General features: G+C 67.8%; 20 protein-coding genes. 14 read left to right on the top strand and 6 right to left on the bottom strand.

The genetic code is table 11. The features are described from left to right. Window positions 1–10: 10 nt before the first annotated feature. The 9 genes from QRM95_RS20405 (at window position 11) to QRM95_RS20365 (ending at window position 11,749) form a co-directional block, all read left to right on the top strand. Entirely contained in the window at window positions 11–1,000 is a 990-nt protein-coding gene (locus QRM95_RS20405) for an aldo/keto reductase (RefSeq protein WP_285249244.1), read from the top strand. A 51-nt stretch (window positions 1,001–1,051) separates the two neighbouring features. Then, window positions 1,052–1,843 (top strand): HpcH/HpaI aldolase family protein, encoded by a 792-nt coding sequence (locus QRM95_RS20400; protein ID WP_285249243.1) that lies wholly within the window; start codon window positions 1,052–1,054, stop codon window positions 1,841–1,843. A gap of 5 nt (window positions 1,844–1,848) precedes the next feature. Continuing rightward, window positions 1,849–3,093: a sialidase family protein gene (locus tag QRM95_RS20395; RefSeq protein ID WP_285249242.1), complete on the top strand. Its 1,245-nt coding sequence runs from the start codon at window positions 1,849–1,851 to the stop codon at window positions 3,091–3,093. After that, the gene (locus QRM95_RS20390; protein WP_285249241.1) at window positions 3,090–3,764 is read left to right on the top strand and encodes an SDR family NAD(P)-dependent oxidoreductase; all 675 of its coding nucleotides are present in this window, start codon (window positions 3,090–3,092) and stop codon (window positions 3,762–3,764) included. Before QRM95_RS20395 ends, QRM95_RS20390 begins: the two co-directional genes overlap by 4 nt. Window positions 3,765–3,920: 156 nt before the next feature. Then, complete coding sequence (locus tag QRM95_RS20385) at window positions 3,921–4,952, top strand: AAA family ATPase (protein ID WP_285249240.1); 1,032 nt, start codon at window positions 3,921–3,923, stop codon at window positions 4,950–4,952. A 418-nt stretch (window positions 4,953–5,370) separates the two neighbouring features. Then, window positions 5,371–6,213 carry an esterase/lipase family protein gene (locus QRM95_RS20380; protein WP_285249239.1) on the top strand — a complete coding sequence of 281 codons (843 nt, stop codon included), beginning with the start codon at window positions 5,371–5,373 and terminating at the stop codon, window positions 6,211–6,213. Window positions 6,214–6,416: 203 nt separating this feature from the next. Next, a complete protein-coding gene (locus QRM95_RS20375) occupies window positions 6,417–7,124 on the top strand; it encodes a hypothetical protein (protein ID WP_285249238.1) in 708 nt (235 codons plus the stop codon). A 108-nt stretch (window positions 7,125–7,232) separates the two neighbouring features. Continuing rightward, window positions 7,233–9,977: a magnesium-translocating P-type ATPase gene (gene mgtA, locus QRM95_RS20370; RefSeq protein WP_285249237.1), complete on the top strand. Its 2,745-nt coding sequence runs from the start codon at window positions 7,233–7,235 to the stop codon at window positions 9,975–9,977. 95 nt (window positions 9,978–10,072) lie between these two features. Then, complete coding sequence (locus tag QRM95_RS20365) at window positions 10,073–11,749, top strand: GAF domain-containing sensor histidine kinase (RefSeq protein WP_285249236.1); 1,677 nt, start codon at window positions 10,073–10,075, stop codon at window positions 11,747–11,749. Window positions 11,750–11,769: 20 nt separating this feature from the next. On the opposite strand, the gene QRM95_RS20360 is transcribed toward QRM95_RS20365, so the two are convergent. Then, the gene (locus QRM95_RS20360; RefSeq protein WP_285249235.1) at window positions 11,770–12,453 is read right to left on the bottom strand and encodes a response regulator; all 684 of its coding nucleotides are present in this window, start codon (window positions 12,451–12,453) and stop codon (window positions 11,770–11,772) included. Window positions 12,454–12,706: 253 nt separating this feature from the next. On the opposite strand from QRM95_RS20360, the gene QRM95_RS20355 reads away from it, so the two are divergent. Then, window positions 12,707–13,411 (top strand): hypothetical protein, encoded by a 705-nt coding sequence (locus tag QRM95_RS20355; protein ID WP_285249234.1) that lies wholly within the window; start codon window positions 12,707–12,709, stop codon window positions 13,409–13,411. 3 nt (window positions 13,412–13,414) lie between these two features. Here the strand turns inward: QRM95_RS20355 and QRM95_RS20350 are convergent, their stop codons facing one another. The 3 genes from QRM95_RS20350 to QRM95_RS20340 are packed head-to-tail and all read right to left on the bottom strand — an operon-like array spanning window position 13,415 to window position 15,873. Further along, entirely contained in the window at window positions 13,415–14,179 is a 765-nt protein-coding gene (locus QRM95_RS20350) for an alpha/beta fold hydrolase (protein WP_285249233.1), read from the bottom strand. Between the two features lie 24 nt (window positions 14,180–14,203). Continuing rightward, the gene (locus QRM95_RS20345; protein ID WP_285249232.1) at window positions 14,204–15,469 is read right to left on the bottom strand and encodes a flavin-containing monooxygenase; all 1,266 of its coding nucleotides are present in this window, start codon (window positions 15,467–15,469) and stop codon (window positions 14,204–14,206) included. Between the two features lie 2 nt (window positions 15,470–15,471). After that, complete coding sequence (locus QRM95_RS20340) at window positions 15,472–15,873, bottom strand: TfoX/Sxy family protein (protein WP_285249231.1); 402 nt, start codon at window positions 15,871–15,873, stop codon at window positions 15,472–15,474. Window positions 15,874–16,226: 353 nt separating this feature from the next. Here QRM95_RS20340 and QRM95_RS20335 point away from each other — a divergent pair, with 353 nt between their 5' ends. Next, window positions 16,227–16,430 (top strand): cold-shock protein, encoded by a 204-nt coding sequence (locus tag QRM95_RS20335; RefSeq protein WP_009372930.1) that lies wholly within the window; start codon window positions 16,227–16,229, stop codon window positions 16,428–16,430. A gap of 185 nt (window positions 16,431–16,615) precedes the next feature. On the opposite strand, the gene QRM95_RS20330 is transcribed toward QRM95_RS20335, so the two are convergent. Next, window positions 16,616–17,050 carry a YdeI/OmpD-associated family protein gene (locus tag QRM95_RS20330; RefSeq protein WP_285249230.1) on the bottom strand — a complete coding sequence of 145 codons (435 nt, stop codon included), beginning with the start codon at window positions 17,048–17,050 and terminating at the stop codon, window positions 16,616–16,618. A 135-nt stretch (window positions 17,051–17,185) separates the two neighbouring features. Next, window positions 17,186–18,367, bottom strand: coding sequence for an MFS transporter (locus QRM95_RS20325; protein WP_285249324.1), 1,182 nt, complete (start codon window positions 18,365–18,367; stop codon window positions 17,186–17,188). Between the two features lie 471 nt (window positions 18,368–18,838). Here QRM95_RS20325 and QRM95_RS20320 point away from each other — a divergent pair, with 471 nt between their 5' ends. From QRM95_RS20320 to QRM95_RS20310, 3 genes are all read left to right on the top strand, one after another. After that, a complete protein-coding gene (locus QRM95_RS20320; protein ID WP_285249229.1) occupies window positions 18,839–19,792 on the top strand; it encodes a plastocyanin/azurin family copper-binding protein in 954 nt (317 codons plus the stop codon). Window positions 19,793–19,964: 172 nt separating this feature from the next. Next, window positions 19,965–20,789: an SDR family NAD(P)-dependent oxidoreductase gene (locus QRM95_RS20315; protein ID WP_285249228.1), complete on the top strand. Its 825-nt coding sequence runs from the start codon at window positions 19,965–19,967 to the stop codon at window positions 20,787–20,789. Window positions 20,790–20,910: 121 nt separating this feature from the next. Further along, window positions 20,911–22,473 carry a CehA/McbA family metallohydrolase gene (locus QRM95_RS20310; protein WP_285249227.1) on the top strand — a complete coding sequence of 521 codons (1,563 nt, stop codon included), beginning with the start codon at window positions 20,911–20,913 and terminating at the stop codon, window positions 22,471–22,473. Window positions 22,474–22,606: the final 133 nt, after the last annotated feature.

Here is a 22,606-nt window from a genome sequence, read left to right as displayed (position 1 = left end):
GAATCAACGCATGAGCACGCAGCCCGAAGGCGCCCAGGTGGACGGCCTGAAACTCCCCATCTCCCGGCTGGTCCTGGGAACCATGACGTTCGGCGACACCGTTGACGAGGCCACCGCCGGCCGGATGGTGTCCGAGGCGCTCGACGCCGGCATCACCACCATCGACACCGCCAACGCCTACGTGGGCGGGGTCACCGAGGAGATGCTCGCGCGCCTCCTGAAGGGAAAGCGCGACGGCGTCATCCTGGCTTCCAAGGCCGGCATGCCGCACGCGGACCACGGCTCCAATACGCCGCTGTCTCCTGAGGGGCTCCGGGCCAGCGTCGAGGGCAGCCTGCGCCGCCTGGGTGTGGACAGCATCGACCTGTTCTACCTGCACCAGCCGGACCGGGCCACGCCCCTCTCTGACACTTTGGCCACGGTTGCTGAGCTGGTGGCCGAGGGGAAGATCGGCGCGCTGGGTGTTTCCAACTTCGCCGCCTGGCAGATCGCCGACGTGATCCACACGGCGCGTGAAGTGGGGGCGCCGCAGCCCGTCGTGGCGCAGCAGCTCTACAACGTGGTGGCCCGCCGGTTGGAGGAGGAATACCTCGAGTTCGCGGCCACCCACAACGTGCACACCATGGTCTACAACCCGCTGGGCGGCGGCCTGCTCACCGGCAAGCACAGCTTTGAGGCTAAGCCCACCGAGGGCCGCTACGGCGACTCCAAGCTCGCCGCCATGTACACGCAGCGGTACTGGGACAAGCAGCTGTTCGACGCGATCGGTGAGCTGTCCCGGATCGCCGTCGACGCGGACGTGACCCTCGCGGAACTGTCGCTGCGCTGGCTCGCCTACCGCTCCGGCGTCGGGTCCATGCTGCTGGGCGGGTCCAAGGTGGAGCAGCTGCGCGCCAACATCGCCGCCGTGGCCAACGGGCCGCTGCCGGCCGACGTCGTGGAAGCCTGCGACGCCGTGGGCAGCTCTCTGCGCGGCCCGATGCCCGCCTACAACCGCTGACGCTTTCCTGACTTTTCGCACTGACTGAACCGAACTGACTGAAGGACTCTGATGACCTCCGAACTGGCCCTCGAATTCGCCCGCAAGATCCGCGCCCGTGAGCAGGCGGTGGGCTATTGGGCGGTGCTGGACGCGCCCGTGGCCACCGAACGCATCGGCCGGCTCGGCTACGACTACGTGGCCCTGGACGCGCAGCACGGCCTGCTGGGCTACTCCGGCGTGCTCAACGGGCTGATGGCCATCGACGCCGGGCACACCGCCGTCGGCATGGTCCGGGTGGAGGCCAACGACTTCACCGCCATCGGCAAGGCACTGGACGCCGGCGCCGTGGGGGTCATCGTTCCGCTCATCAACAACGCCGAAGACGCCGCCGCGGCTGTGGCGGCAGCGAAGTACCCGCCGCTGGGCGGCCGCTCCTACGGCCCCATGCGTTCGGCCTTGCGCATCGGCCCCGTCCCGGCCGAGGCCAACGCCACCACCCTGGTCTTCGCCATGATCGAAACCCCTGAGGGCCTGGCCAACGTCAAGGAAATCTGCGCCACCCCGGGCCTGGACGGCATCTACGTGGGCCCGTCCGACCTCGCGATCGCGGTGGGTGGGGCATTCCCCGGGGACCCCGCCGTCGAGACCGAATTCAACGCCGCCCTGGAGACCATCGCCGAGGCAGCGGCCTCCGCGGGGATCGCCGCCGGCATCCACACGGCCGCCGGCACAGTGGCCAACCAGCGGCTGCGGCAGGGCTACACGTTCACCACCGTGGCCTCGGACCTGACGCACCTGGAACAGATCGCCAAGTCCCACCTCGACGCTGCAACTTCCGCTGCCGGAACCAAAGAGGACTGATTCCTATGCCCAACACCACCACCGACGCGTACAGCACCATCACCCCGGACGGGGCGGTCAAGACGGCCGACGGCGCCGACTTCGCCTACCTGCCCGCCCCCACCGTGCAGAGCCATGCGGCCAACCTGCTCACCCTTCCCGACGGCCGTTTAGGCTGTGTGTGGTTTGGCGGCACCCAGGAAGGCGTGCCGGACATCTCCATCTGGTTCTCCACCCTGGAGCCCGGCAGCAGCCAGTGGTGCGACGCCGTCCAGCTTTCGAATGACTCCACCCGGTCCGAGCAAAACCCCATCCTGTTCGTTGCGCCGGACAAAGCCCTCTGGCTCCTGTACACCGCGCAGAAGGCGGGCAACCAGGACACCGCCGAGGTCCGCCGTCGTATTTCCCTGGACAGCGGCCGCACCTGGGGCGACGTGGAGACGTTGTTTGCCGCGAACGAAACCGGCGGCGTCTTCGTCCGCCAACTGCCCGTGGTGCTCCCGTCCGGCCGGCTGATCATCCCGATCTTCCGCTGCATCACCACCCCTGGCGAAAAGTGGGTGGGCAACAGCGACGACAGCGCCGTGATGATCTCCGACGACGCCGGCGCCACCTGGAGCGAGCACGTGCTTCCCGGCAGCCTGGGCTGCGTCCACATGAACATCCAGCCCGTGGCCGACGGCTCCCTGCTGGCCCTGTTCCGCAGCCGCTGGGCCGACGCCATCTACGAATCCCGCTCCACGGACGACGGCACCACCTGGAGCGAGCCGGTCCCCACCGAGCTGCCCAACAACAACTCGTCCATCCAGTTCACCGCGCTCGCGGACGGCCGCCTGGCCCTGGTATACAACCACAGCCGGGCGGGGGAGGGCACCGAACGGCGCCTGTCCCTCTACGACGAAATCGACGACGACGGCCTGGCCGGGGAACAGGGGCAGGTGGCCGAGCCGGACGCCTCAGCTTTCCCCGAGGACGACGGCGTGAAGCGCGCCTTCTGGGGGACGCCGCGCTCGCCGATGACCCTGGCCATCTCCGAGGACTCCGGCCGGTCGTGGCCGATCCGTAGAAATCTGGATGTGGGGGACGGATACTGCCTGTCCAACAACTCCCGCGACGGACTCAACCGCGAATACTCCTACCCGTCCATCCACCAGGGCCCGGACGGTGCACTGAACATCGCGTACACGTACTTCCGGCAGGCCATCAAGTTCGTCCGGGTCGACCCGCAGTGGGCGTACCAGGGCACCACCACGCCGGGCGGGGACGCATGACCCAGCACGCGGTGGTCACTGGCACCAGCTCGGGGATCGGCAAGGCGATTGCCGCGAAGCTGCTGGATGACGGGTGGGCCGTGACTGGGCTGAGCCGGACCGAGTCTTCGCTGGTCGGGAAGTTCGCGTGGCTCCAGGCCGATCTCTCGGATCCCGAATCGTTGCCGGATGTCCTGGCCGGGCTGGAACCGGCTGATGCCCTGGTGCACGCCGCCGGGTTCCAGCGGACCGCCCATATCGGCTCCCTTGACCCGGCCGCGTTGGCGGGGATGTTCACCGTCCACGTGGCGGCCGCGTCCGTTCTGGCGAACGAACTGGTGCCGTCCATGCCCGACGGCGGCCGGATCGTCCTGCTGGGCAGCCGCACCTCCACGGGGATGCCGGGCAAGAGCCACTACGCCGCGACGAAGGCCGCGCTGATGGGGCTGGGACGGACGTGGGCGCAGGAGCTGGCACCGCGGGGGATCACCGTCAATGTGCTCTCCCCGGGACCCACCGACACTCCGATGCTGAATGACCCCGGCCGCGCCGCCACCCCGGTGAAGCTGCCGGCCCTCGGCGCGCTGGTGGACCCGGAGGACGTCGCCGCCCTGGCCGCGTTCCTCCTGGGTCCGCACGGCAAGTCCATCACCGGCCAGAACTACGTGATCTGCGGCGGCGCCTCCCTCTGAAAAGCGCCCTGCCACCCTTCGACTCGCCGCCAAATCGCCGGAAGGGTGCCGGGACGCCGGAAAGGGACGGCGAGCCGGCACCTTTCCGGCGGTTTCAGCCCTGGAACTGGTGGCGCCGGGCCGACGCGCGCGGGGAGCAAGGTCTACAGTGGAGCCATGGCTCTCAGCCGCAATCCGCTTGACGACCTGCGTGAAACCATCGGCCACCTCGCCGATCAACTCAAGCTGCCTGGTTCGGAACGCGTCGACGATCTCGTCGGCGACCTCATGGGTGCCAGGCCCGGGCCGGCGCGGCCGCTCTCCGAGCTGCAGGCCGAGCTCGACGCGCTGGTGGGACTGGAAACCGTCAAGGAACAGGTGCGGGCCCTGGTCGCACTGCTCCAGGTCCAGGCGCGGCGCAAGGCGCACGGCCTGCCGGAAGTGGCCACCTCACAGCACCTGGTGTTCCTCGGAAACCCCGGCACGGGCAAAACCACCGTGGCCAGGCTCCTGGCCGAGATGTACCGGGCGGTGGGCCTGCTGCAGAAGGGCCACCTCGTTGAGGTGGACCGTTCGAGCCTGGTGGGGCAGTACGTCGGCCAGACCGCGATCAAGACCGACCGGGTGATCCGGCGTGCGCTGGACGGCGTCCTGTTCATCGACGAGGCCTATGCGCTGGCCCCGGAGGACGGCCGGATGGACTTCGGCCCGGAAGCCATCGAGGTCCTGCTTAAACGCATGGAGGACCACCGCCATCGCCTGGTGGTGATCGTGGCCGGGTACCCGCGGCTGATGGAGGCCTTCCTGCTCTCCAACCCCGGACTCCGCTCCCGGTTCGCCCGCGAGATCACGTTCCCGGACTACTCCGTGGACGCACTCCTGGCCATCTTCAGCCAGATGCTGGCCCAGCACGAGTACATCCTGGAGCCGGAAGCGGACCAGATGCTGCGCCGCATCTTCACCGGGCTCCACGCCGGTGAAGACTCCGGCAACGCACGGTTCGCCCGCACGCTATTCGAGCAGGCGCTCAACCGCCAGGCGCTGCGGCTCTCCTTGGACGAGGAACAGAGCCTCGACGCCCTCGACCGGGAGGCCGTCATGACGCTCACCGCTGACGATCTCGTCCAGGCCGCGATGGCCTTGGGCGAGGAGCCGGAACCGGCGCCGCCACCCGAGCAGCCACGCTGGAAGCGCTGGCTGCTGGCCTGACTCTGATTTCGCCCGGCCCGATTCAGCCCGCCCGTATTCCGCCAGCCCTCGAAATCGCCGGAACGCTGCGAGCCCGCCGGAACGCTGCGAGCCCGCCGGACCGCTCCGGCGACCCGGACACCGCTCCGGCGATCTCGGCGCGAGCCGCAAACTGCACATTCGTGCAAACGCCCCTGGGAGCCCGTCCACGCCGCGGGCGGGCCAAAAATATCTACTCACCAGTAACAATACCTGTGCTGTGGGTCACATCCGGCGTGGTCCGCGGCTAGGCTGGGACGGGATTTTGGCCGCACATCCGTGCAGATCCGCTGTGCCGGGAAGGCATCGCTGCAAGCATGGAAAACCTCAGCCGGTGCTCATGGGTCCCCCAAAACCATGAGGCCCGGCGCCCCGCAGACAGACGAACAAAGAGGTTTCCATGTCATTCCTAACCCGGGCCCTGTCCGTTGCAGCAGCCGCTGTACTTGCCTCCTCCCTGGTGGCAGTCCCAGCCCAGGCCGTTGATGTCTCCCCGCCGGGCGCCAACGACTGGACGTGCAAGCCATCTGCAGAGCATCCCTATCCGGTCATCCTTGTTCCCGGCACGTTCGAGAGCATGGAGAAGAACTGGTCCACCATGTCGCCCTACCTCAAGAGCCAGGGCTACTGCGTCTTCGCCCTCAACTACGGCGCCACCAACGGTGTTTACGCCACCGCTCCGGTCAAGGATTCCGCCAAGGAACTCGCCCCGTTCGTGGACTCTGTCCGCTCTGCCACCGGCGCCAAGCAGGTGGACCTGGTGGGCCACAGCCAGGGCGGCATGATGCCCCGTTACTACATGGGCTTCCTCGGCGGCGCCAAGTACGTCCACCAGCTCGTCGGCATCGCCCCGTCCAACCACGGCACTAAAGGCGTGATCCTCCCGCCGCCGGACCTGGTTCCTACGCCTGACTACACGGCCGCCGGCTGCGCCGCCTGCGCCGACCAGCAGGCAGGCTCGCCGTTCATGCAGGAGCTCAACTCCATCGGCGATACCGTGGCCGGTCCTGCCTACACGGTCATCTCCACCACCCACGACGAGGTGGTCATCCCGTACAACAGCCAGTACCTCAGCGGTTCGGCGCGGCAGGTCACCAACATCACCATCCAGGACAAGTGCCCCGCGGACGTCATCGAACACGACCAAACGCCCAATGATCCCGTGGTCCACCAGCTCGTGGGCAACGCCCTGGGCCAACCGTCCGGCCCCGCCGACCCGGCGTTCCAGCCCGTTTGCCTCTGACCCCTGAAGCAACGCCTGACCCCTGAAGCAATTGACGACGGCGGGTGGCCGGCACCCACGCCGGCCGCCCGCCGTCGTTCCCGGTACGTACGGCGCCGGGGCCGACATCCCGCCGGACTTTAGTCCCTGTTCTGGAGTAACCCCCGGGAGTACCGTCAAAAGTGGATCCTGCGCCTGCGGGAGCCGCGTCAGTAGGGGGCATCATGGCCAAGGCCGGGCTTTCGGTTCTCAGTGTTTTGGGGCTAAGCGCCGCGATCGTGCTGACAGGGTGCTTTGGCCCGCCGGCCCCGTCCCCCAGCACCAGTTCCGCGGCACCAAGTACGACGACGGCCCCCACCTCAAGTGCCACGGCAAGCCCTTCCGCCGCGCCAACCTCCACGGCCCCCACCACAACGCCCGCCACGACGGCACCCGCGCCGGGCACTACCGCTGCCGCGCCGCCGTCGTCCGCCCCTGCCAGCCCGACGGCTACGCAGGAACCGGGCCCAACCGGCCTCCCGGAGCAGGTGGGCCCGCTGACCATCTACTACGTGGCCGTGGGCGACAACGGCGTATCCGGTCCCAAGATCGGCTGCGGGGACAGCCTGGTGGCCACCACCACCGGCCCCGTCCGCTTCACCGACCAGGTGGGCCCCAGCGTCGGGACCCTGCTCGCGAACAAGAACCGTGACGTGGGGATGTCCGGGCTGATCAACGTGCTGTACCAGTCGAGCCTTACCTATGTTGCCGGTGAGCTCGACGGCAGCACCATCACCATCTGGCTGACCGGGCAGTTCATGCTGGGCGGCGTGTGCGATATCCCGCGGGCGAAGGCCCAACTGGAGTACACCGCCATGGCCGCCTCCGGTGCCACCAGCGCGCAGGTGTTCGTCAACGGCCGTCCCATCGATGAGGTCCTCAGCCTCAAGTAGCGCTGTCGGGCCCACTGCCTGAAGGCAAGGGAGCAGGTGCAGCGCCACTGTCGGTCCGGCGTCGTACTCTTGGATCCATCCACTCCTTAAGTGTGCGAACGGACCTACATGCCAGAGCTGAATGTGCAGGAACGGACATCCCTCCTGCTGCCCATTACCGAGGCAGCCGGCCTGACTGCGGACCAGGCGCTCGCACGGCTCGGGTCCGGTCCGGGCGGGCTCACCGGCGAGGAAGCTGAACGGCGCCAGGCGGAGATCGGGCCCAACGCCGTCCGCACCCACCGGGCCAACGGCTGGGCCGTGCTGGGCCGCCAGTTCGCCAGCCCCATCCTGATCCTCCTGCTCATCACCGCCGGGCTGTCCCTCTTCCTGGGGGACGCCACCAACTCGATCGTCATCGGCGTGATCCTCCTGGTCAGCGTGGGACTCGGATTCACCAACGAGTTCCGGGCTGAGCGCGCGTCCGAGGCCCTGCACGACCGCGTCACCCACCGTGCCGTGGTGCTCCGCGACGGAGCAACCACGGAAGTGGACGTCACCGCACTGGTGCCCGGTGACGTCGTCCATCTCTCCCTGGGGGGCATCATCCCGGCGGACATCCGCCTCCTGGCCACCGGCAACCTCCTCTGCGACGAAAGCATCCTGACGGGGGAGTCCCTGCCCGCCGCCAAGGACCCCGCCGCCGTGCAGGCCGGCGCGGCCCTGGCGGACCTCTCCTCCTGCGCGTTCATGGGCACCGTCATCCAGTCCGGCAACTGCACCGGCGTGGTGGTGGCCACCGGCGGCCGTGCCGAATTCGGCCGGATCGCCCTGGGCCTGGGCGAACGGCAGCCGCAAACCGAATTCCAGCTGGGCCTCAAACGGTTCTCCTTCCTGCTGCTCCAGGTGGCCATCGGACTCACCACGCTCATCTTCATCGCCAACCTGCTGCTGCAGCGCCCGCTGATCGAATCGCTGCTGTTCTCCCTGGCCATCGCGGTGGGCATCACGCCGCAGCTGCTCCCGGCCGTCGTCAGCACGTCCCTGGCCACCGGCACCCGCCAGCTCGCGAAGCGGAAGGTCCTGGTCAAGCGCCTGGTGTGCATCGAGGACCTGGGGGACATGGACATCCTGGTCACGGACAAGACCGGCACCCTCACCGAAGGGAAAATCAGCTTTACGGCCGCCCTTCCGGCCACGGCGGAGTTGCCCGGCGACGCCCTGCTCACCCTGGGCCTGCTGGCTACCGAGGCGGACTACACCGAGGCGAAGCTCACCTCCGCCGGGCAAAACCCGCTGGACGCCGCCCTCTGGGACAGCCCGGGCGCCTCCGGGTTCGACCCCGCCCGTTACGAGCGGCTGGACATGATCGGCTTCGACCACCAGCGCCGCCGCACCACCGTGCTGGTGCGGGACGCCGGCGGGCCGCCGCAACTGGTCACCAAGGGCGCCCCCGAGGACGTCCTGGCCCTGTGCGGTCCGGTCGCCCCTGCCGTGCAGGCCCTGCTGGATGAACAGTTCGACGCCGGCTCCAGGGTCGTGGCCGTCGCCACCCGCCAGGCCGACGGGCAGGGCACGCTGACCGCGGCCGATGAACGTGGCCTCACCCTGGCAGGCTTCCTGGTGTTCCTGGACCGGCCCAAGGCCAATGCCCGGCAATCGCTGGACCGGCTGGAGGAACTGGGCATCTCGGTCAAGATCGCCACGGGTGACAACGCCAAGGTGGCCGAGAAGGTCTGCGCCGACCTGGACGTCATCTCCGGCGGCACCCTCACCGGGGCGGACATTGACGCCCTGTCCGACGCCGACCTTGCCGCCTCCGCCCGCACGGCCACCATCTTCGCCCGGGTATCGCCCGAGCAAAAAGCCCGCATCATCGCCTTGCTGCGCCAAAGCGGCGGGTCCGTCGGATTTATGGGCGACGGCGTCAACGACGCGCTCGCCCTGCACAAGGCGGACATCGGCATCTCCGTGGACAGTGCCACGGACGTCGCCAAAGACGCGGCCGACGTCGTCCTCCTGGACAAGGACCTCGGCGTCCTGGCCGAAGGGGTGATGGAGGGCCGGCGGATCTTCGCTAACACCATCAAATATGTCCTGATGGGCACCTCCAGCAACTTTGGCAACATGTTCAGCGCCGCCGTTGCGTCCGTGGTGCTGAGCTTCCTGCCCATGCTCCCCGGCCAGATCCTGCTCAACAACCTGCTGTATGACAGCGGCCAGCTGGCCATCCCGGGCGACCGTGTGGACAAGGAACAGCTCCGCGCCCCCTCGCACTGGAACATCGCCTTCATCCGCCGGTTCATGTTCCTCTTCGGGCCCATCAGTTCGCTGTTCGACTTCGCCACGTTTGCCCTGATGCTGTTCGTATTCGATGCCGTACCGGGGGAGTTCAGGGCCGGCTGGTTCATCGAGTCGATCGCCACCCAGACCCTGATCATCTTCGCCATCCGCACCCGGCGCGTGCCGTTCGTGCGGAGCCGGCCATCCGCCGGGCTGATCACGGCGTCCCTTGGCGTGGTGGTGCTGGGCATCCTCCTGCCCCTATCGCCGCTGCAGGGCGTGCTCGGGTTCGACCCCCTGCCCGTCCCGTTCTTCCTTGCGCTGCTGGGCATGATCGTCCTGTACCTGGTGCTGGTGGAGATCGCCAAGGCATGGTTCTTCGCCCGCGCCGCCCAGCAGGTGCCCACTGTCCCGGTCCGGCGCCGGGCGGATACCCACCACATCGCCCGCCGCGCCTTCCGATTCAGCATCCCCGTCAAGGTCCCCCGGATCACGGCCGGCCCGGCAGCAATCCGGCCTCCCGGCGGGCGCCGGCGCCGGGTCCAACCAATTTCCCCTGGCCAGGGTCCGGTGCGGCGGTCCGGGGGTTAGCATGGCAGGGAGAGGGTCTTGGACTGTCTTACCCGGATTCAGGGCGATGAAGCCCGCCGTGGATCATGCTGGTCAACCGACCGAGGTGTCTTATCGTGTGGCGTGAACCTATCAGGCGGCGGACCCGCGAACTCCTCCGCGAGTTCGTGGACCGGGCAGACGAGCTGGTGCGGACCCAGGAGCATGTGGAGGGCCTGCTCGGCGCGGTGGTGTCCCTCGCGGAAGACCTCAGCCTTGAAGCGGTCCTGGACCGGGTGGTGCAATCCGCCTGCGAACTCGTGGGAGCGCGCTACGGCGCCTTGGGCGTCATCGGCGACGACCAGCAGCTCAGCCACTTCATCACCGTCGGCATTGACGACGACGGCATCCGCGTCATTGGTGACCTCCCCACCGGCCACGGCGTTCTTGGGCAGCTGATCCGCGAACCCAAGCCCTTGCGGCTCCATGACCTGGGCGAGCACCCGATGGCCGTCGGCTTCCCTGCCAACCACCCGCCCATGAAGACCTTCCTTGGCGTTCCGGTGCGCGTCCGGGACACCGTCTTCGGAAACCTCTACCTGACCGAGAAAATCGACGGCCAGGACTTCACCGCAGAGGACGAGGACCTGGCCGTTGCCCTCGCCTCGGCCGCGGGCGTGGCGATCCAGAACGCGCGCCTGTACGAGGACAGCAGCAGCCGCCAGCGCTGGCTGGAGGCAGGGATGGAAGTCAGCGACCGGCTGAAGGCCAACCCGCGGTCCGATACGGAGAATTTGGAAATGATCGCCGAGGCGGCAATGCACGCCTCGGCCTCGGCCTTGTCCCTGGTTGCGTCTGTTGCCGATGACGGGACCCTGCGGTGCCGGACCTCCATGGGCGTCCAGTCGGTACCAGCCGGGCAGGAACTGCCCGCATCACCCGTGGTTGCCGAGGTTCTTGCGTCGCGGCAGTCCAAGACCCTGACCGATCCCCGCCAGGTGTTTGAGCCGGCGTCGGGGGAAAAACTTGGTCCGGTCCTGGTGGCCGCCCTGGGCAGCGACACGGATGGCGAGCGCGACAGCGTGCTGATCCTGGCCCGTTCAGCCGGCGGAGCAGGTTATACGGACCTGGACGTTGAACAGAGCGCGGTGTTCGCCTCACGGATAGGGCTGACGCTTGAACTCCTCAAAGCGAACCAGCTGCGGGAAGAACACGCACTGTTCATCGACCGGGAGCGGATTGCGGCGGACCTGCATGACCTCGTCATCCAGCGGCTGTTCGCTGCCGGACTCAGCATCCAAAGCCTGCGCCGCTACACCTCCGACCCGGATGCCCATGAACGCCGGATTGCGGGCATCACCGCCGAGCTGGACGACTGCATCCACCAGCTCCGTGACACCATCTATTCGCTCCAGGCCCGGCAACCTGACCGGGAGCTCCTGAGCGGCCGCGTCCTCCGCGCCGTCCTGGAGGCTGCCAATGCCGCAGGGTTCCTGCCGAGGGTCCAACTTTCCGGACCCGTTGACCTGGTGGGCGACGACATCGCCGAGCAGCTGCTTCCGGTGCTGACCGAAAGCGTCAGCAACGCGGTGCGGCATTCGGGATCGGAGGATATCCATGTGGTGCTGGCCGCCCTGGACAGCGAGGTTGTCCTGACCGTGCGCGACCATGGGCGGGGCTTCGAAAATCCCGGACGGGTCAGCGGACTGGAGAACATGAAAATCCGTGCAGCCCGCCTGGGCGGAAGTTGCGTTATCGACAGCACTCCCGGCGAGGGGACGAGGGTGACCTGGACGGTCCCCACAACTATGTGAGGGTGTCCGCGTCCGGGCCGTCAGGACACCACGTCCCAGGCCCGCGGGATGGGAAACGGGATCAGCGGGTCCCGGCGCCGGAAACCCAGTTTCTGCAGGACAGAGGACACGCTGACGATCACGGCGTCCTCAGGCAGCCGCATCTCCTGCCCGATCTGCCGGTTCGTCAACCCCCGCGCCATGAAGGCGAGGATCTTCCGTTCCATATCAGTGAGGCTCTTCAACCACGAGGCAGACGACGCGGCGTAGAGGCTTTCGGCCACCCGGTCCCTGATCTCGGAGGTGAACAAGGTGTCCCCGGCGGCGGCGCGGCGGATGCGGTTCAGCAGTTCCGTGTGGTCCCTTACCTGTTTGAGGAGGTACCCGGAGGCGCCTGCCAGAACCGTGGCACGCGCCGCATGCTGTTCGTCCCAGCTGGTCAGGATCAGGGATTTCACCGCCGGGGCTGTGGCCCGGAGGTCCCGGCAGACCTCTATCCCGGTACCGTCCGGCAGCCTGTCGTCCAAGACCGCCAGGTCCGGGCTCAGGCCGGGGATGAGGCGGCGTGCCTCTGCGGCCGAACCGCTCTCACCGGCAACCGCGAAGCCATCATTTTCGAGCAGGTCCCGGAGGCTCCTCCGCACGGGTTCGTGGTCGTTGAGGATGAAGATCCGCGCGGACGCGGGGGGCCGGAACACATCCCGGGGTGCTGCGGGTGTTTCCATCTGAATGCTCTCGTCGGCTCGTGGCCCTTCCCGGCCGCCGGTTTGACTCAGCCGCCCCTTGTGGAAGGAACCTCAAACAATCATCCCGCAGCACCTTCCCCGGCTGGCAGGGTCCAAAGTCCGTAGCCAGCTTTTGCGCGGATCAACAGGGCGGGAGGCGGGGGCTTTGTGCCCTGTTCCGCCTTGGACGGCCGCCCTAGCCTGAATTAGGCAGAGCGGATCCCGGCCGCCTGCCGTACCCGGGAGGCGTACCGTGAAATCGACAAACGCGAGCATCATCGCAGGCATCGTCCTGATCGCGCTGGGTGGGCTGTTGCTGCTGGACCGGCTCGGCGTCACGGACAGCGGGGCCTTTGTGGCACCACTGATATTCGCGGCGGTGGGGGTCCTGTTCGCCTCCCTGTTCGTCCGGCGCCGGGAAAACTGGTGGGCCGCCATCCCGGGTTCGGTCTTCCTTGGGCTGGCGGCCGTCATCGTCGCGACCCAACTGACGGACGGTGCCTGGGGCGCGGCGTTCCTGTTCCTCTTCATGGGGGCCGGCTTCGCCGCCGTGTACCTGCGGGAGCGCGCCAACTGGTGGGCCCTCATTCCATCCGGAGTCATGTTCACCCTGGCGGCCATCGTGGCCCTGCCGCAGGCGATGCAGGGCACCCCCACCGCCGCCGTGCTGTTCCTCGGCCTGGCGGCCACGTTTGGGGTGCTGTCCCTGGTTCCGGTCCATGAAGGCGGCCCTGCCGGCAATCAGGCGGAGCGGATGAAGTGGCCGCTGGTCCCGGCCGGCATTCTGGCCGCCATGGGCGCAATCTTCATCCTCCAGTCCGCGGCGGTGCTCATCCCGTTGGACTTCGCGTTCCCGGCGGTCATGATCCTGGCAGGGCTCGCCTTGATGGTCTACGCCTACCTCGCCCACCGCGACGGACGGCAGAAGGCGCACAGGCCCGGGCCTTCGGCAGGGTAAGGCTCAACCGGCATTTTCGGCCCGCCCCCAGTGGGCGAGGAGCAGCCCGGCGACCCGCCCGGGTTCCGCCCGGTGCGGCGGGTCGAAGTGATGGCGCCCGGGAAACACTTCCAGCCGGTAATCGCGGAAGACCCGGGACAGCCTCTCCGCATTGTCGCCCTGCTCGTCCGGGCTGCTCATGCCGCCCAGCACGAACAGCACCGGTTTCGCGAAGGCGGCCAGGCTGCCCCGGTCCAGGTCATAGGTGCCGAACTCGTGCAGGAAGGCGCCGATTCCGGCCGGCCGCTTGGCCATCCAGGGCGGTGGCGGGCCTGGCGGCGGAGGCGGCAGGACGGCGTCGGGCTTTACCTGGAGCTTCATGAAGGCTGGCAGGAACTCGTCCTGCGGCAAGTTGCTGAGCTCGCCATAGCGTTTCCACAACTCGGTGTGCGCCGGGCTCCAATCCCAGTTGCCTGCCCAAGCCGGCTCCAGCAGGGCCAGGCTGCGGACCCGGCCGGGATGGGAGGCTGTGAGCGCCAAGGACGCCGCGCCGCCGCCGGAATAGCCCACCAGGTGGAAGGTGTCCCAGCCGCGGGCGTCGGCCTCGCCCAGCACCCCGTCCGCTTCCGTGTCCAGGGTCCAACCCGGTGGCGGGGCGTCGCCGGCATACAGTTCGAGGTCCTTGGCGATCGCGTCCGCGTCCGGGCCGAGGGCTTCCAGCAGGCCGTCATAGGCCGGGCCGGCGGGGAGGACGCTTCCGGGAAGCAGGATCACGCGGAACGGTTTCACAACTTGACCTCCGTTGGGTGCCGGTCAGCCCCGCGCTGCCAGGTGTTCAGTCACGTACTCGGCGTCGGGGCCCACCCCCACCAAGGTGGCCGAAATATGCCGGGTGAGCCAGGGAAGCCCGACGGCGTACAGGCCCGGGTGCTCCGTCACGCCTTTGCTGTGGCGCGGGTAGTTCCACTCGTCCAGGAGCGGAAGGTCCAGCATGCTGAAGTCCAGCCCATACCCGGTGGACCAGATGATGGAGGTGACTCCTTCTTCCCGGAGGTCCAGCCGGGAACCGGGCCCGTCGGGCTGCCAGCTGTCCGGTTCCGCCGGCTCGGCCTCGGGGGCGTCGATCCCCGCGGCGTCGATATAGGCGTCAAAGAGCTTCTTGAACCGCTGGCTGAACCCCGCCTCCGCGGCGGCCAGGCGCTGGGCGAGGTCGTCGGTGAAGACGGGGACGCCGTCGTCGACCCCCTCGAACCGGCCGTGCAGCCGGACCCCGCGCCGGCCCAGTGCGCGCAGCCGGACGCTGTGCCCGCCCCCGGTGCCGGACAACAGCGGGTTGCACAGGAACCGCCCGGCGGGGGAAGGCAGCTGGTCCACCAGCAGCGCGTTGATGCCGTAGTCGGGGCCATGGACGTTCACCTCCCGGATCCAGTGGAAGATGTCCTGGCCGCGGTAACGGCGCGGGGCCTCCGGGCAGGACGACACGGACAGGTGCACGGTCCGGCCGGCGTCGAGCAGGTCCTCGGTGATCTGCCCGCCGGACTGCCCCGTTCCCACCACCAGGACCGCCCCGGGCGGCAGTTGATCCGGGTTGCGGTAGTCGTGGCTGTGCAGTTGCAGGACGTCCGGGGAGATGCCGACGGCGGCGGCAGGGATCCGGGGGCGCTGGAACGCGCCGCTGGCGAGCACCACATTCCGGGCTGTCCAGGTGCCTTGGCCCGTGAGGACGGTGAAGCCCTCTTCCGTCGGGGTGATCCGGGTAACCCCGGTGTCCAGTTCCACCGGGGCCTGGATGTCCCTGGCATAGCCGCGGAAGAACCCGATGGTGGCTTCCTTGGTCAGGAACCCGTCCGGGTCAGGCCCTGCATAGGGGGACCCCGGCAGGGCGACGGAGAAGTTCGGCGTGTTCAGGTAGAAGGAATCCCACCGGTCCTGCCAGGCACCGCCGAGGGCGGGCCGCTGCTCCAGGATGCGATGTTCCACGCCGCGCTGCGCCAGCCAGTAGCTGGTGGCCAGGCCCGCCTGGCCCGCACCCACCACCAGGGTGTTGGTGTCCCGCCGGGGAACTGCGGAGGCGGACACGGCTACCGCGCCGCTGTCCCGCGGCCGCCGGTCCGGGGCGCCCGGATTTTGGGTTCCTTGGGCGGCAGGGTGGCCACGTAGTCCAGGGCTTTCCCGGCCCAGGCACGCGCCCGGGTGTTGTCGCCGTCGCCCTCTTCGTTCCAGACGTCAGGCAGCCCGGTGTAGCCGCCCATGGGCCGCTCCGCGGGCCCGAACGGCACTGTCCGCTCGGAGGACTCCAACAGTTCTTTGTCCTCCCGGGAGAGCTTCAGCCCGATGGTGGAACCGAACAAGCCCGCGAACATGTTGCCGTTGACGAACGCGCCGAGGTTGCCGAACATCGGCTTCACCACCACGCCCGGATGGTCCGGCACAAGGCGCCGGAAGCGTTCCTTTTCTTCCTCCGTCGCTTTGGGCATTTCCATGGCGTGACCTCCCGGTGGCAGCGTGGTTGTCAGCTGATATGGATGCAGGATATGCCTGTTTGGAACAGTGGGCGAGGGGCGGCTGCCCTCCGTTCCGGCCGGCCCAACTCTCCGGGACATTCCGGCAACAGTCCGGTGCCGGATGACGGCGCACGGCGGTGGCCCCTGCTTAATTAGGCGTGGGCCGAATCTCCTGTAGTGTTGAACCTGTTGTTGTGTTTATGCAGTTGGTAGTTCAGGCAGTACGCGCGGTCGAAAGTCCGTGTTCTTCTGAAGTAGCGGTTTTTGAACACCCCACACCGGAGGGCCCGAAAGTCGGGATTTTCCCTCCACCTTCACGAAGGACAAAAATAATGGCTACTGGTACCGTCAAATGGTTTAACGCTGAAAAGGGCTTCGGCTTCATCTCCCCGGACGACTCCTCGCAGGATGTTTTCGCGCACTACTCCGCGATCAACTCCAACGGCTTCCGCTCCCTCGAAGAGAACCAGAAGGTTTCCTTCGACACCGAGCAGGGCCCCAAGGGTCCCCAGGCCACCAACATCCAGGCTCTCTAATTTCCTAGGGTTCCGGGACCGTTAGGTTTCCAAGCAGGGCTTGCCGTCACCGGCAAGCCCTGCTTTTTGTTAACCCGGCTGTGCGAACTCCCTGTGCCTTCTGGTCACCCATGCCGGCCTGGCCGCAGGGCCGCGCGGGCCGGCGGGTCCGCCAGGCCGGCCGTGCAGTCCGGGGCTGCGGTAGGTTATCCGAGTTCGGCGAGGACCGCGGCAATCCTGCGGGAACGCGTTTCCTCGGTGCGCGCGCCGGTCACCGCGAGCACATGGCGCCGCTGGTTGCTGTAGGAGAGGGACTGGAAGCGTTCCGCCGCGGCTGTATCCGCAGCGAGGGCGGCAGCCAGGTCCCCAGGAACATCCACCGATCGCGGCTTGTCGTCCGGGACGAGCTCCACCGTGACCTCGTCGCCGGCCTTGATGCCGGCGAGCTTGCGGATCTCCGAGCTCACCGGGACCTTGGGCTCGCCCTTCAGGGTGGCCACCGTGCTCGGGTACTCAACACCGTTGATCGTGACCTGGACGGGGGAACGCTTGCCTCCGCCGAGGGCGGCGACCACGTCGTCGGGGACGCGGATTCCGGTGGCGGTGGCGCCGTCCAGCTGGAGGATGGTGGTGAACTTCATGGCTGGCTCCTGTCAGGCTTGCGGCCGACGAATGCTGCGGGGAACAAGTTCAGCATGGACCACGCCGCCATCGCCATCAATGTCCACGCTTTTCAAGAATTGGTTGCCGCCGAGGCCGGCGCCGGGCCACGCGGCTTACGGTGCCGGCCTGCGACGCGATGATTCCCGTGTACCTGCCGGGTAGCCGCCCTTGCGGCTCGCTGCAATGATGGCCAGGGCCGCAGCCACCGGGATGGCGGCGGCGTACGGCACCAGGGCGGCACCGAGGGTCGTGAACGCCAGGCCGCCGTAGGAGGCGCCGACGGCGATGCCAAGCTGGATGGTGACAACCGTGACGCTGTTGGCGGCGTCCCGGTGCTCGTCTCCCGCGCGGAGGATTGCTGCCTGGTTGTAGATGCCTATGGCGCCAAACGCTATTCCCCACAGTGACAGCAGGACCATGGCCCCGGGCCAGGTGGCGCCCAGCAGCGGAAGCAGGCCGAAGACCGCCAGCAGTCCGGCCACCGTGATGAGAAGGGACCGCCGTGGCAAGGAATCGGCAGTGATGCCCGCGATCCAGATTCCCACCAGGCTGGCCACTCCGATGACGGACAGCGAAATGCTGACCGCGCCGGCCGGCAGCCCGGAGGCCAGCAGGAACGGCGCGATGTAGGTGAACAGCGTGAAGTGCGCCAGGACCAGGAGCGGCCACGCGACGGCAACGGCAACCACCCCGCGCACGGCAAGGGCCGCACGCAGCGACGGCCGTGCTTCCCGCCCGGAATCCGTGACCGCCGGCAGCAGGTACATGGCGAGCAATGCGAGGAGGGCCGCAACTCCGGCCAGGGCCAGGAATGAGCTGCGCCAGGACAGCACGGCACCCATCGTGGTGCCCAGCGGCGCACCGATCGCCAGGGCGATGCTGTTGCCGCTGAACACGATGGCCATGGCCTTGCCTACGGAATGCGCCGGCACGATTCTTGCCACATAGGGCGCCATGCTGGACCAGAGGAGCCCGTGGGCCACGCCGCCAAGCAGCCTGGCAGCAATGGCCAGCGGCAGGGTGGGGCTGGCCGCGAGCAGCACGTTGCTCAGGCCAAACGCCAGGATGGTGGCGATCAGCAGCGTCTTCCGGGGGATGCGACCGGCGAGCAGCCGCGAGAGGGGGAGCGCCGTGAACACGATGACGGCAGCGTAAACCGCTGTCAGTGCGCCCACGGCTGATTCCTGGACGCCAAGGTCACGGCTGATTTCCGGCAAGAGGCCCGAGGGCAGCAGCTCGGTGGTGACCGCGGTGAAGCCTGCCGCGGACAGCACAAGAAGCCCCGCGCGGGGGATCCTCGCGGGGCGCCCCGGGACGCGGGCAGCCGCCGGCCCGGCGTCCGGTTCCGCTGCTTGCCCTGCGGATGTTTCGGTCTGCAACTCGTTGTCTTCCTTGGGGACTGCCACGCCTACAACCCAACCAGCTCATGCGGCAGCGGTGGGAGTCCCTGCTGGAACCCCCATCCGCCGCAGGTTTCCCTTCTCGACAAAGTTCGGCTGAAGGAGCAATCTAAAAGGTGCGGGCCTCCGCCGCGTGGCAAGCCATGGCGGCGGCGCGTGGACAACCAATATTCAACCTCTGCGACACCAGTTGGGGTGGTGCATGTCCGGCGTATTCTTACGCCGGAACCGGGGCCCGGGCTCCCCAGCCCGGGCGTCCGGCACCCTTTACTCCGAAATCAGTGGCCTGTTTGGCCCGTGGGTTGAGTTGAACCGGCCACCGCTGCATCGGCCTTTCGGCCGAATACCGTTCAAGAGAGCGTTGCCATGAAGCAAAACCGGGGAAACACCACAAGATTCAACAAACTCGCATTTATTGTCGCCTTCGCCGTTGCGCTGCTGGCCTCACTGGCCGCTGCCGGTCCGGCATCGGCCGACGGCTGGGGCCATCGGACCTGGCAGGTCCAAGTGGGCTCCGAGTCCCGCGACCAGGAAATCCAGGGGATGTCCTTCCTCCCTTCGGAGATCTTCATCAATGAGCATGACACCATCAACTGGGCGGCAAACGCCGCCGAGATCCACACGGTGACATTCCTGGCGGCCGGCCAGTCGCTGCAGCCGTTCAATCCGTTCAACGAGGATGAACTGCTCAAGCGCGGAGGGGACAGCTACGACGGGCACTCGTACTACAACTCGGGCCTCCTTTCGAACGTGGAGGTGCCGGGGTTCCCTGTCACGACGAGCTACAGCCTGACCTTCCCGCAGGAGGGCGACTTCACCTACTACTGCCTGGTCCACGGCGAGATGATGAAGGGGACGGTCCACGTCCGGGAGCAGGGCACGGATTATCCCTACAGCCAGGCGGACTACAACAAGGCATCATGGGCCCAGGCGAGGGCCATCCTCCGGGACGGGCACCAGCTTGACGCGTCGCTGGCCCAGCAAGCCAGCAACCACAGGGTCCTGGCAGGCGGTGACGACGGCGTGGCAATGGTCATGCGCTTCGTCCGGCCCAGCGTGACGGTACATGTCGGCGAAACAGTGGTGTTCGCCAATACCGGCATGGGAGCACCCCACACGGTCACCTTCGGCACCGAACCGGCGAACATCTTCGCACCGTCGGGAACGCCGTCCAACTTCACCGGTGGCGACCTCAACTCCGGCATCATTCCGCCGGGCGGGGAGTTCTCGGTGACCTTCACGACGGCAGGCACGTTCAAGTACATCTGCGCACTTCATGACTTCATGGGCATGACGGGCCAGGTGCGGGTAGTCGACTAACAGCAACAGCGGCGATGGCCCGGCCGAAGCGAAAGCCTCGGCCGGGCCATCGGCGTCCAGGCAGTCCGGGAAATCACCTCACCAGCCGTCAGGGGAACACCTGGCGCCCCGCCGTCGTTGTTTCCCTTGGTGTGCCCTCCCGGTGCGCCGCCCGCCGACCGAAGGACACCCCTTGACTCCTCGCACCATCGTGATCACCGGCGCCAGCGACGGCATCGGCGCGGCAGCCGCCAGGACGCTGGCCAAGGCAGGGGAGCGGGTGGTCGTCGTCGGCCGGTCTGCGGAGAAGACCCGCGCCCTGGCCGCAGAAATCGGCGCAGACCACCACCTCGCCGACTTCGCCGACCTGGCCCAGGTCCGTGTCCTCGCCGACACCCTGCGCTCCACCTACCCGCACATCGACGTCCTGGCCAACAACGCCGGGGGCATGATGGGAAAGCGCACGCTCACCGTGGACGGCAACGAGCTGACATTCCAGGTCAACCACCTGGCGCCGTTCCTGCTCACCACCTCCCTGATGGACACGCTGGCCGCCAGCCAAGCGAAGATCATCAACACCGCCAGCGCCGCCAACTTCTCCGGCAAGGTGGACCTGTTCGACCTCAACGCCGAGCACGGATACCGCACCTTCCGCGCCTACGGCACTGGCAAGCTCGCCAACATCCTTTTCACGTCCGAGCTCCACCGCCGCTTCCACGACCTGGGGATCACGACGGCGGCCTTCCACCCGGGCGTGGTCCGCACCAACTTCGCGGCGGGTTCCAACAGCCCGTTCCGGCATTTGTACAAGAGCGTGGCCAACCGCTTCATGCTCAGCCCGGACCAGGGTGCCGACACCATGCTGTGGCTCATTAACGGGACGGCAGGCACCGACTGGATTTCCGGCGCTTACTACGCCAAGCGGGCCTTGGCTAAAGCCAACCGCCAGGCGTACGACGCCGACCTGGCCCGCGGGCTGTGGGAGAAGAGCGAAGAGCTGGTCAAAGCCGCCGCCTGATCCGTGCCACGGGCACGGGGGCCCGGAGATCTGCGAGGAAGCTCCCAAATAACCCCTCCGGTTCAGGCGTGGTTGGCCGGACCGTCGGCCCCGGTTCACCCGCTGTCGCAAGGCTCTCTTGGTGAGTTCACCATGCAAAGCCCACGAGGGCGAAAGTATTTCCCTGTCCCCTTCCCGCCGCGGATTCCTGGCGGCAGCGCTGGCCGGCGCTGCCGTATCGCTGGCCCCCATGTCATTCGCGGCCGCGGATGCGGGCACCAGCAAGACCCAGACCATCACCGGGCACCTGGATCCGGGTGCCGCCGACTTTGTGTACCTCCCGGTGCAGGTCCCGGCCGGGGTCAACAAGATCAGCGTGTCCTACAGTTACAGCAAGCCCACGGTCGCCCCCGGGCTGCTGTCCAACGCCTGCGACATCGGCGTCTTTGACGAAAAGGGCACCGACCTTGCCGGCAAGGGGTTCCGTGGCTGGTCGGGCGGTTTCCGGACGGAGTTCTTCATCAGCGCGGCCGAAGCCACCCCCGGCTACCTTCCGGGACCGGTCGGCAAAGGCACCTGGAACATCGCCTTGGGCCCCTACCAGGTGGCCGAGCAGGGAATGGACTACACCGTCAACGTCACGCTCGAATACGGTGCGGACGGAGCGGCTTTCCGTCCGCAGTACCCGCCAAAGCAGGCCACCGGCCGGGGCGCGGCCTGGTACCGGGGTGACGCGCACCTGCACACCATCTACTCGGACGGCAAGCGCACCCCCGCCGAGGTTGCGGCCGGCGCACGCGCAGCGAAGCTCGACTTCATGATCAGCACCGACCACAACACCCCCGCTTCCCATGGCGTCTGGGGCCCCTTGGCCGGTGACGACCTGCTCATCCTCACCGGTGAGGAAGTCACCACCCGCAACGGACACTACCTGGCCCTGGGGATCGAACCCGGAGACTGGATCGACTGGCGCTACCGGGCCCGGGACAAGGGCTTCGAACAGGAGGCACAGCACATCCATGCCTCCGGCGGCCTGGTGGTGCCGGCGCACCCTTACTGCCCGTACGTCGCCTGCCGCTGGAAGTTCGGCTATGACGACGCGGACGCCGTCGAAGTGTGGACGGGTCCGTGGACCGCCGATGACGAGTACGCCATCAACACGTGGGATTCCATGCTGGCCCACTCCGTCCGCACCGGCGGCCGCTGGGTCCCGGCCATGGGCAACAGCGACGCGCACAGCGAACCCCAGGTCATCGGCCTTCCGCACAATGTGGTCAACGCCGCAGCGCTCTCCCATGACGCTGTCCTGGAGGGCATCCGCAACGGGCGCAGCTGGATCGCCGAGTCCGCCGCCATCTCCCTGGACTTCACCGTGTCCGCCGCCGGGCGGAAGGCAGGGGTCGGGGAGCGGCTGGACGTCAAGGCCGACTCACCGGTGACGGTCAGCATCGATGTCACCGGCGTCCCGAATGGCGTTATCCGGATCATCACCGACGAAGGGCAGACCCAGCAGGTCACCCTGCCGGCATCGGGCCAAGGAACCCATACCTGGCTCACCACCGCGCAGCTCTCCGCCTATGTCAGGGCCGAAGTGCGCCACCCCATGGCAGACGGCAGTGCCAGCAACGGCACCAACATGGGCACGACGCTGCTGCTTGGCCCCATGGCCGCACTGACCAACCCGATCTTCCTCGGCGGAAAATAGGCATTATCCGCAAACACCAGGGGCCGGGCCGCGAAATTCGCGGCCCGGCCCCTGGTGTTTGCCTTGAGGACGGTCAGTGGCCGGAGTTGTCCGCTCCGCCGCCCTGGACCTTGCCGTTGTGGCTGATGGAGGC

The organism is Pseudarthrobacter sp. efr-133-R2A-89 (genome assembly GCF_030209315.1).
Lineage (GTDB): Bacteria > Actinomycetota > Actinomycetes > Actinomycetales > Micrococcaceae > Arthrobacter.
The sequence above is the reverse complement of the archived record's forward strand: the minus strand, read 5'-3'. Positions and strand labels throughout refer to the sequence as shown.

What these genes read in the sequence shown, in the direction of transcription:
- QRM95_RS20405 (WP_285249244.1), top strand. Translation starts at nt 11, where the DNA reads ATGAGCACGCAGCCCGAAGGCGCCCAGGTGGACGGCCTGAAACTCCCC.
- QRM95_RS20400 (WP_285249243.1), top strand. Translation starts at nt 1,052, where the DNA reads ATGACCTCCGAACTGGCCCTCGAATTCGCCCGCAAGATCCGCGCCCGT.
- QRM95_RS20395 (WP_285249242.1), top strand. Translation starts at nt 1,849, where the DNA reads ATGCCCAACACCACCACCGACGCGTACAGCACCATCACCCCGGACGGG.
- QRM95_RS20390 (WP_285249241.1), top strand. Translation starts at nt 3,090, where the DNA reads ATGACCCAGCACGCGGTGGTCACTGGCACCAGCTCGGGGATCGGCAAG.
- QRM95_RS20385 (WP_285249240.1), top strand. Translation starts at nt 3,921, where the DNA reads ATGGCTCTCAGCCGCAATCCGCTTGACGACCTGCGTGAAACCATCGGC.
- QRM95_RS20380 (WP_285249239.1), top strand. Translation starts at nt 5,371, where the DNA reads ATGTCATTCCTAACCCGGGCCCTGTCCGTTGCAGCAGCCGCTGTACTT.
- QRM95_RS20375 (WP_285249238.1), top strand. Translation starts at nt 6,417, where the DNA reads ATGGCCAAGGCCGGGCTTTCGGTTCTCAGTGTTTTGGGGCTAAGCGCC.
- mgtA (WP_285249237.1), top strand. Translation starts at nt 7,233, where the DNA reads ATGCCAGAGCTGAATGTGCAGGAACGGACATCCCTCCTGCTGCCCATT.
- QRM95_RS20360 (WP_285249235.1), bottom strand. Translation starts at nt 12,453, where the DNA reads ATGGAAACACCCGCAGCACCCCGGGATGTGTTCCGGCCCCCCGCGTCC.
- QRM95_RS20340 (WP_285249231.1), bottom strand. Translation starts at nt 15,873, where the DNA reads ATGGAAATGCCCAAAGCGACGGAGGAAGAAAAGGAACGCTTCCGGCGC.
- QRM95_RS20335 (WP_009372930.1), top strand. Translation starts at nt 16,227, where the DNA reads ATGGCTACTGGTACCGTCAAATGGTTTAACGCTGAAAAGGGCTTCGGC.
- QRM95_RS20330 (WP_285249230.1), bottom strand. Translation starts at nt 17,050, where the DNA reads ATGAAGTTCACCACCATCCTCCAGCTGGACGGCGCCACCGCCACCGGA.
- QRM95_RS20320 (WP_285249229.1), top strand. Translation starts at nt 18,839, where the DNA reads ATGAAGCAAAACCGGGGAAACACCACAAGATTCAACAAACTCGCATTT.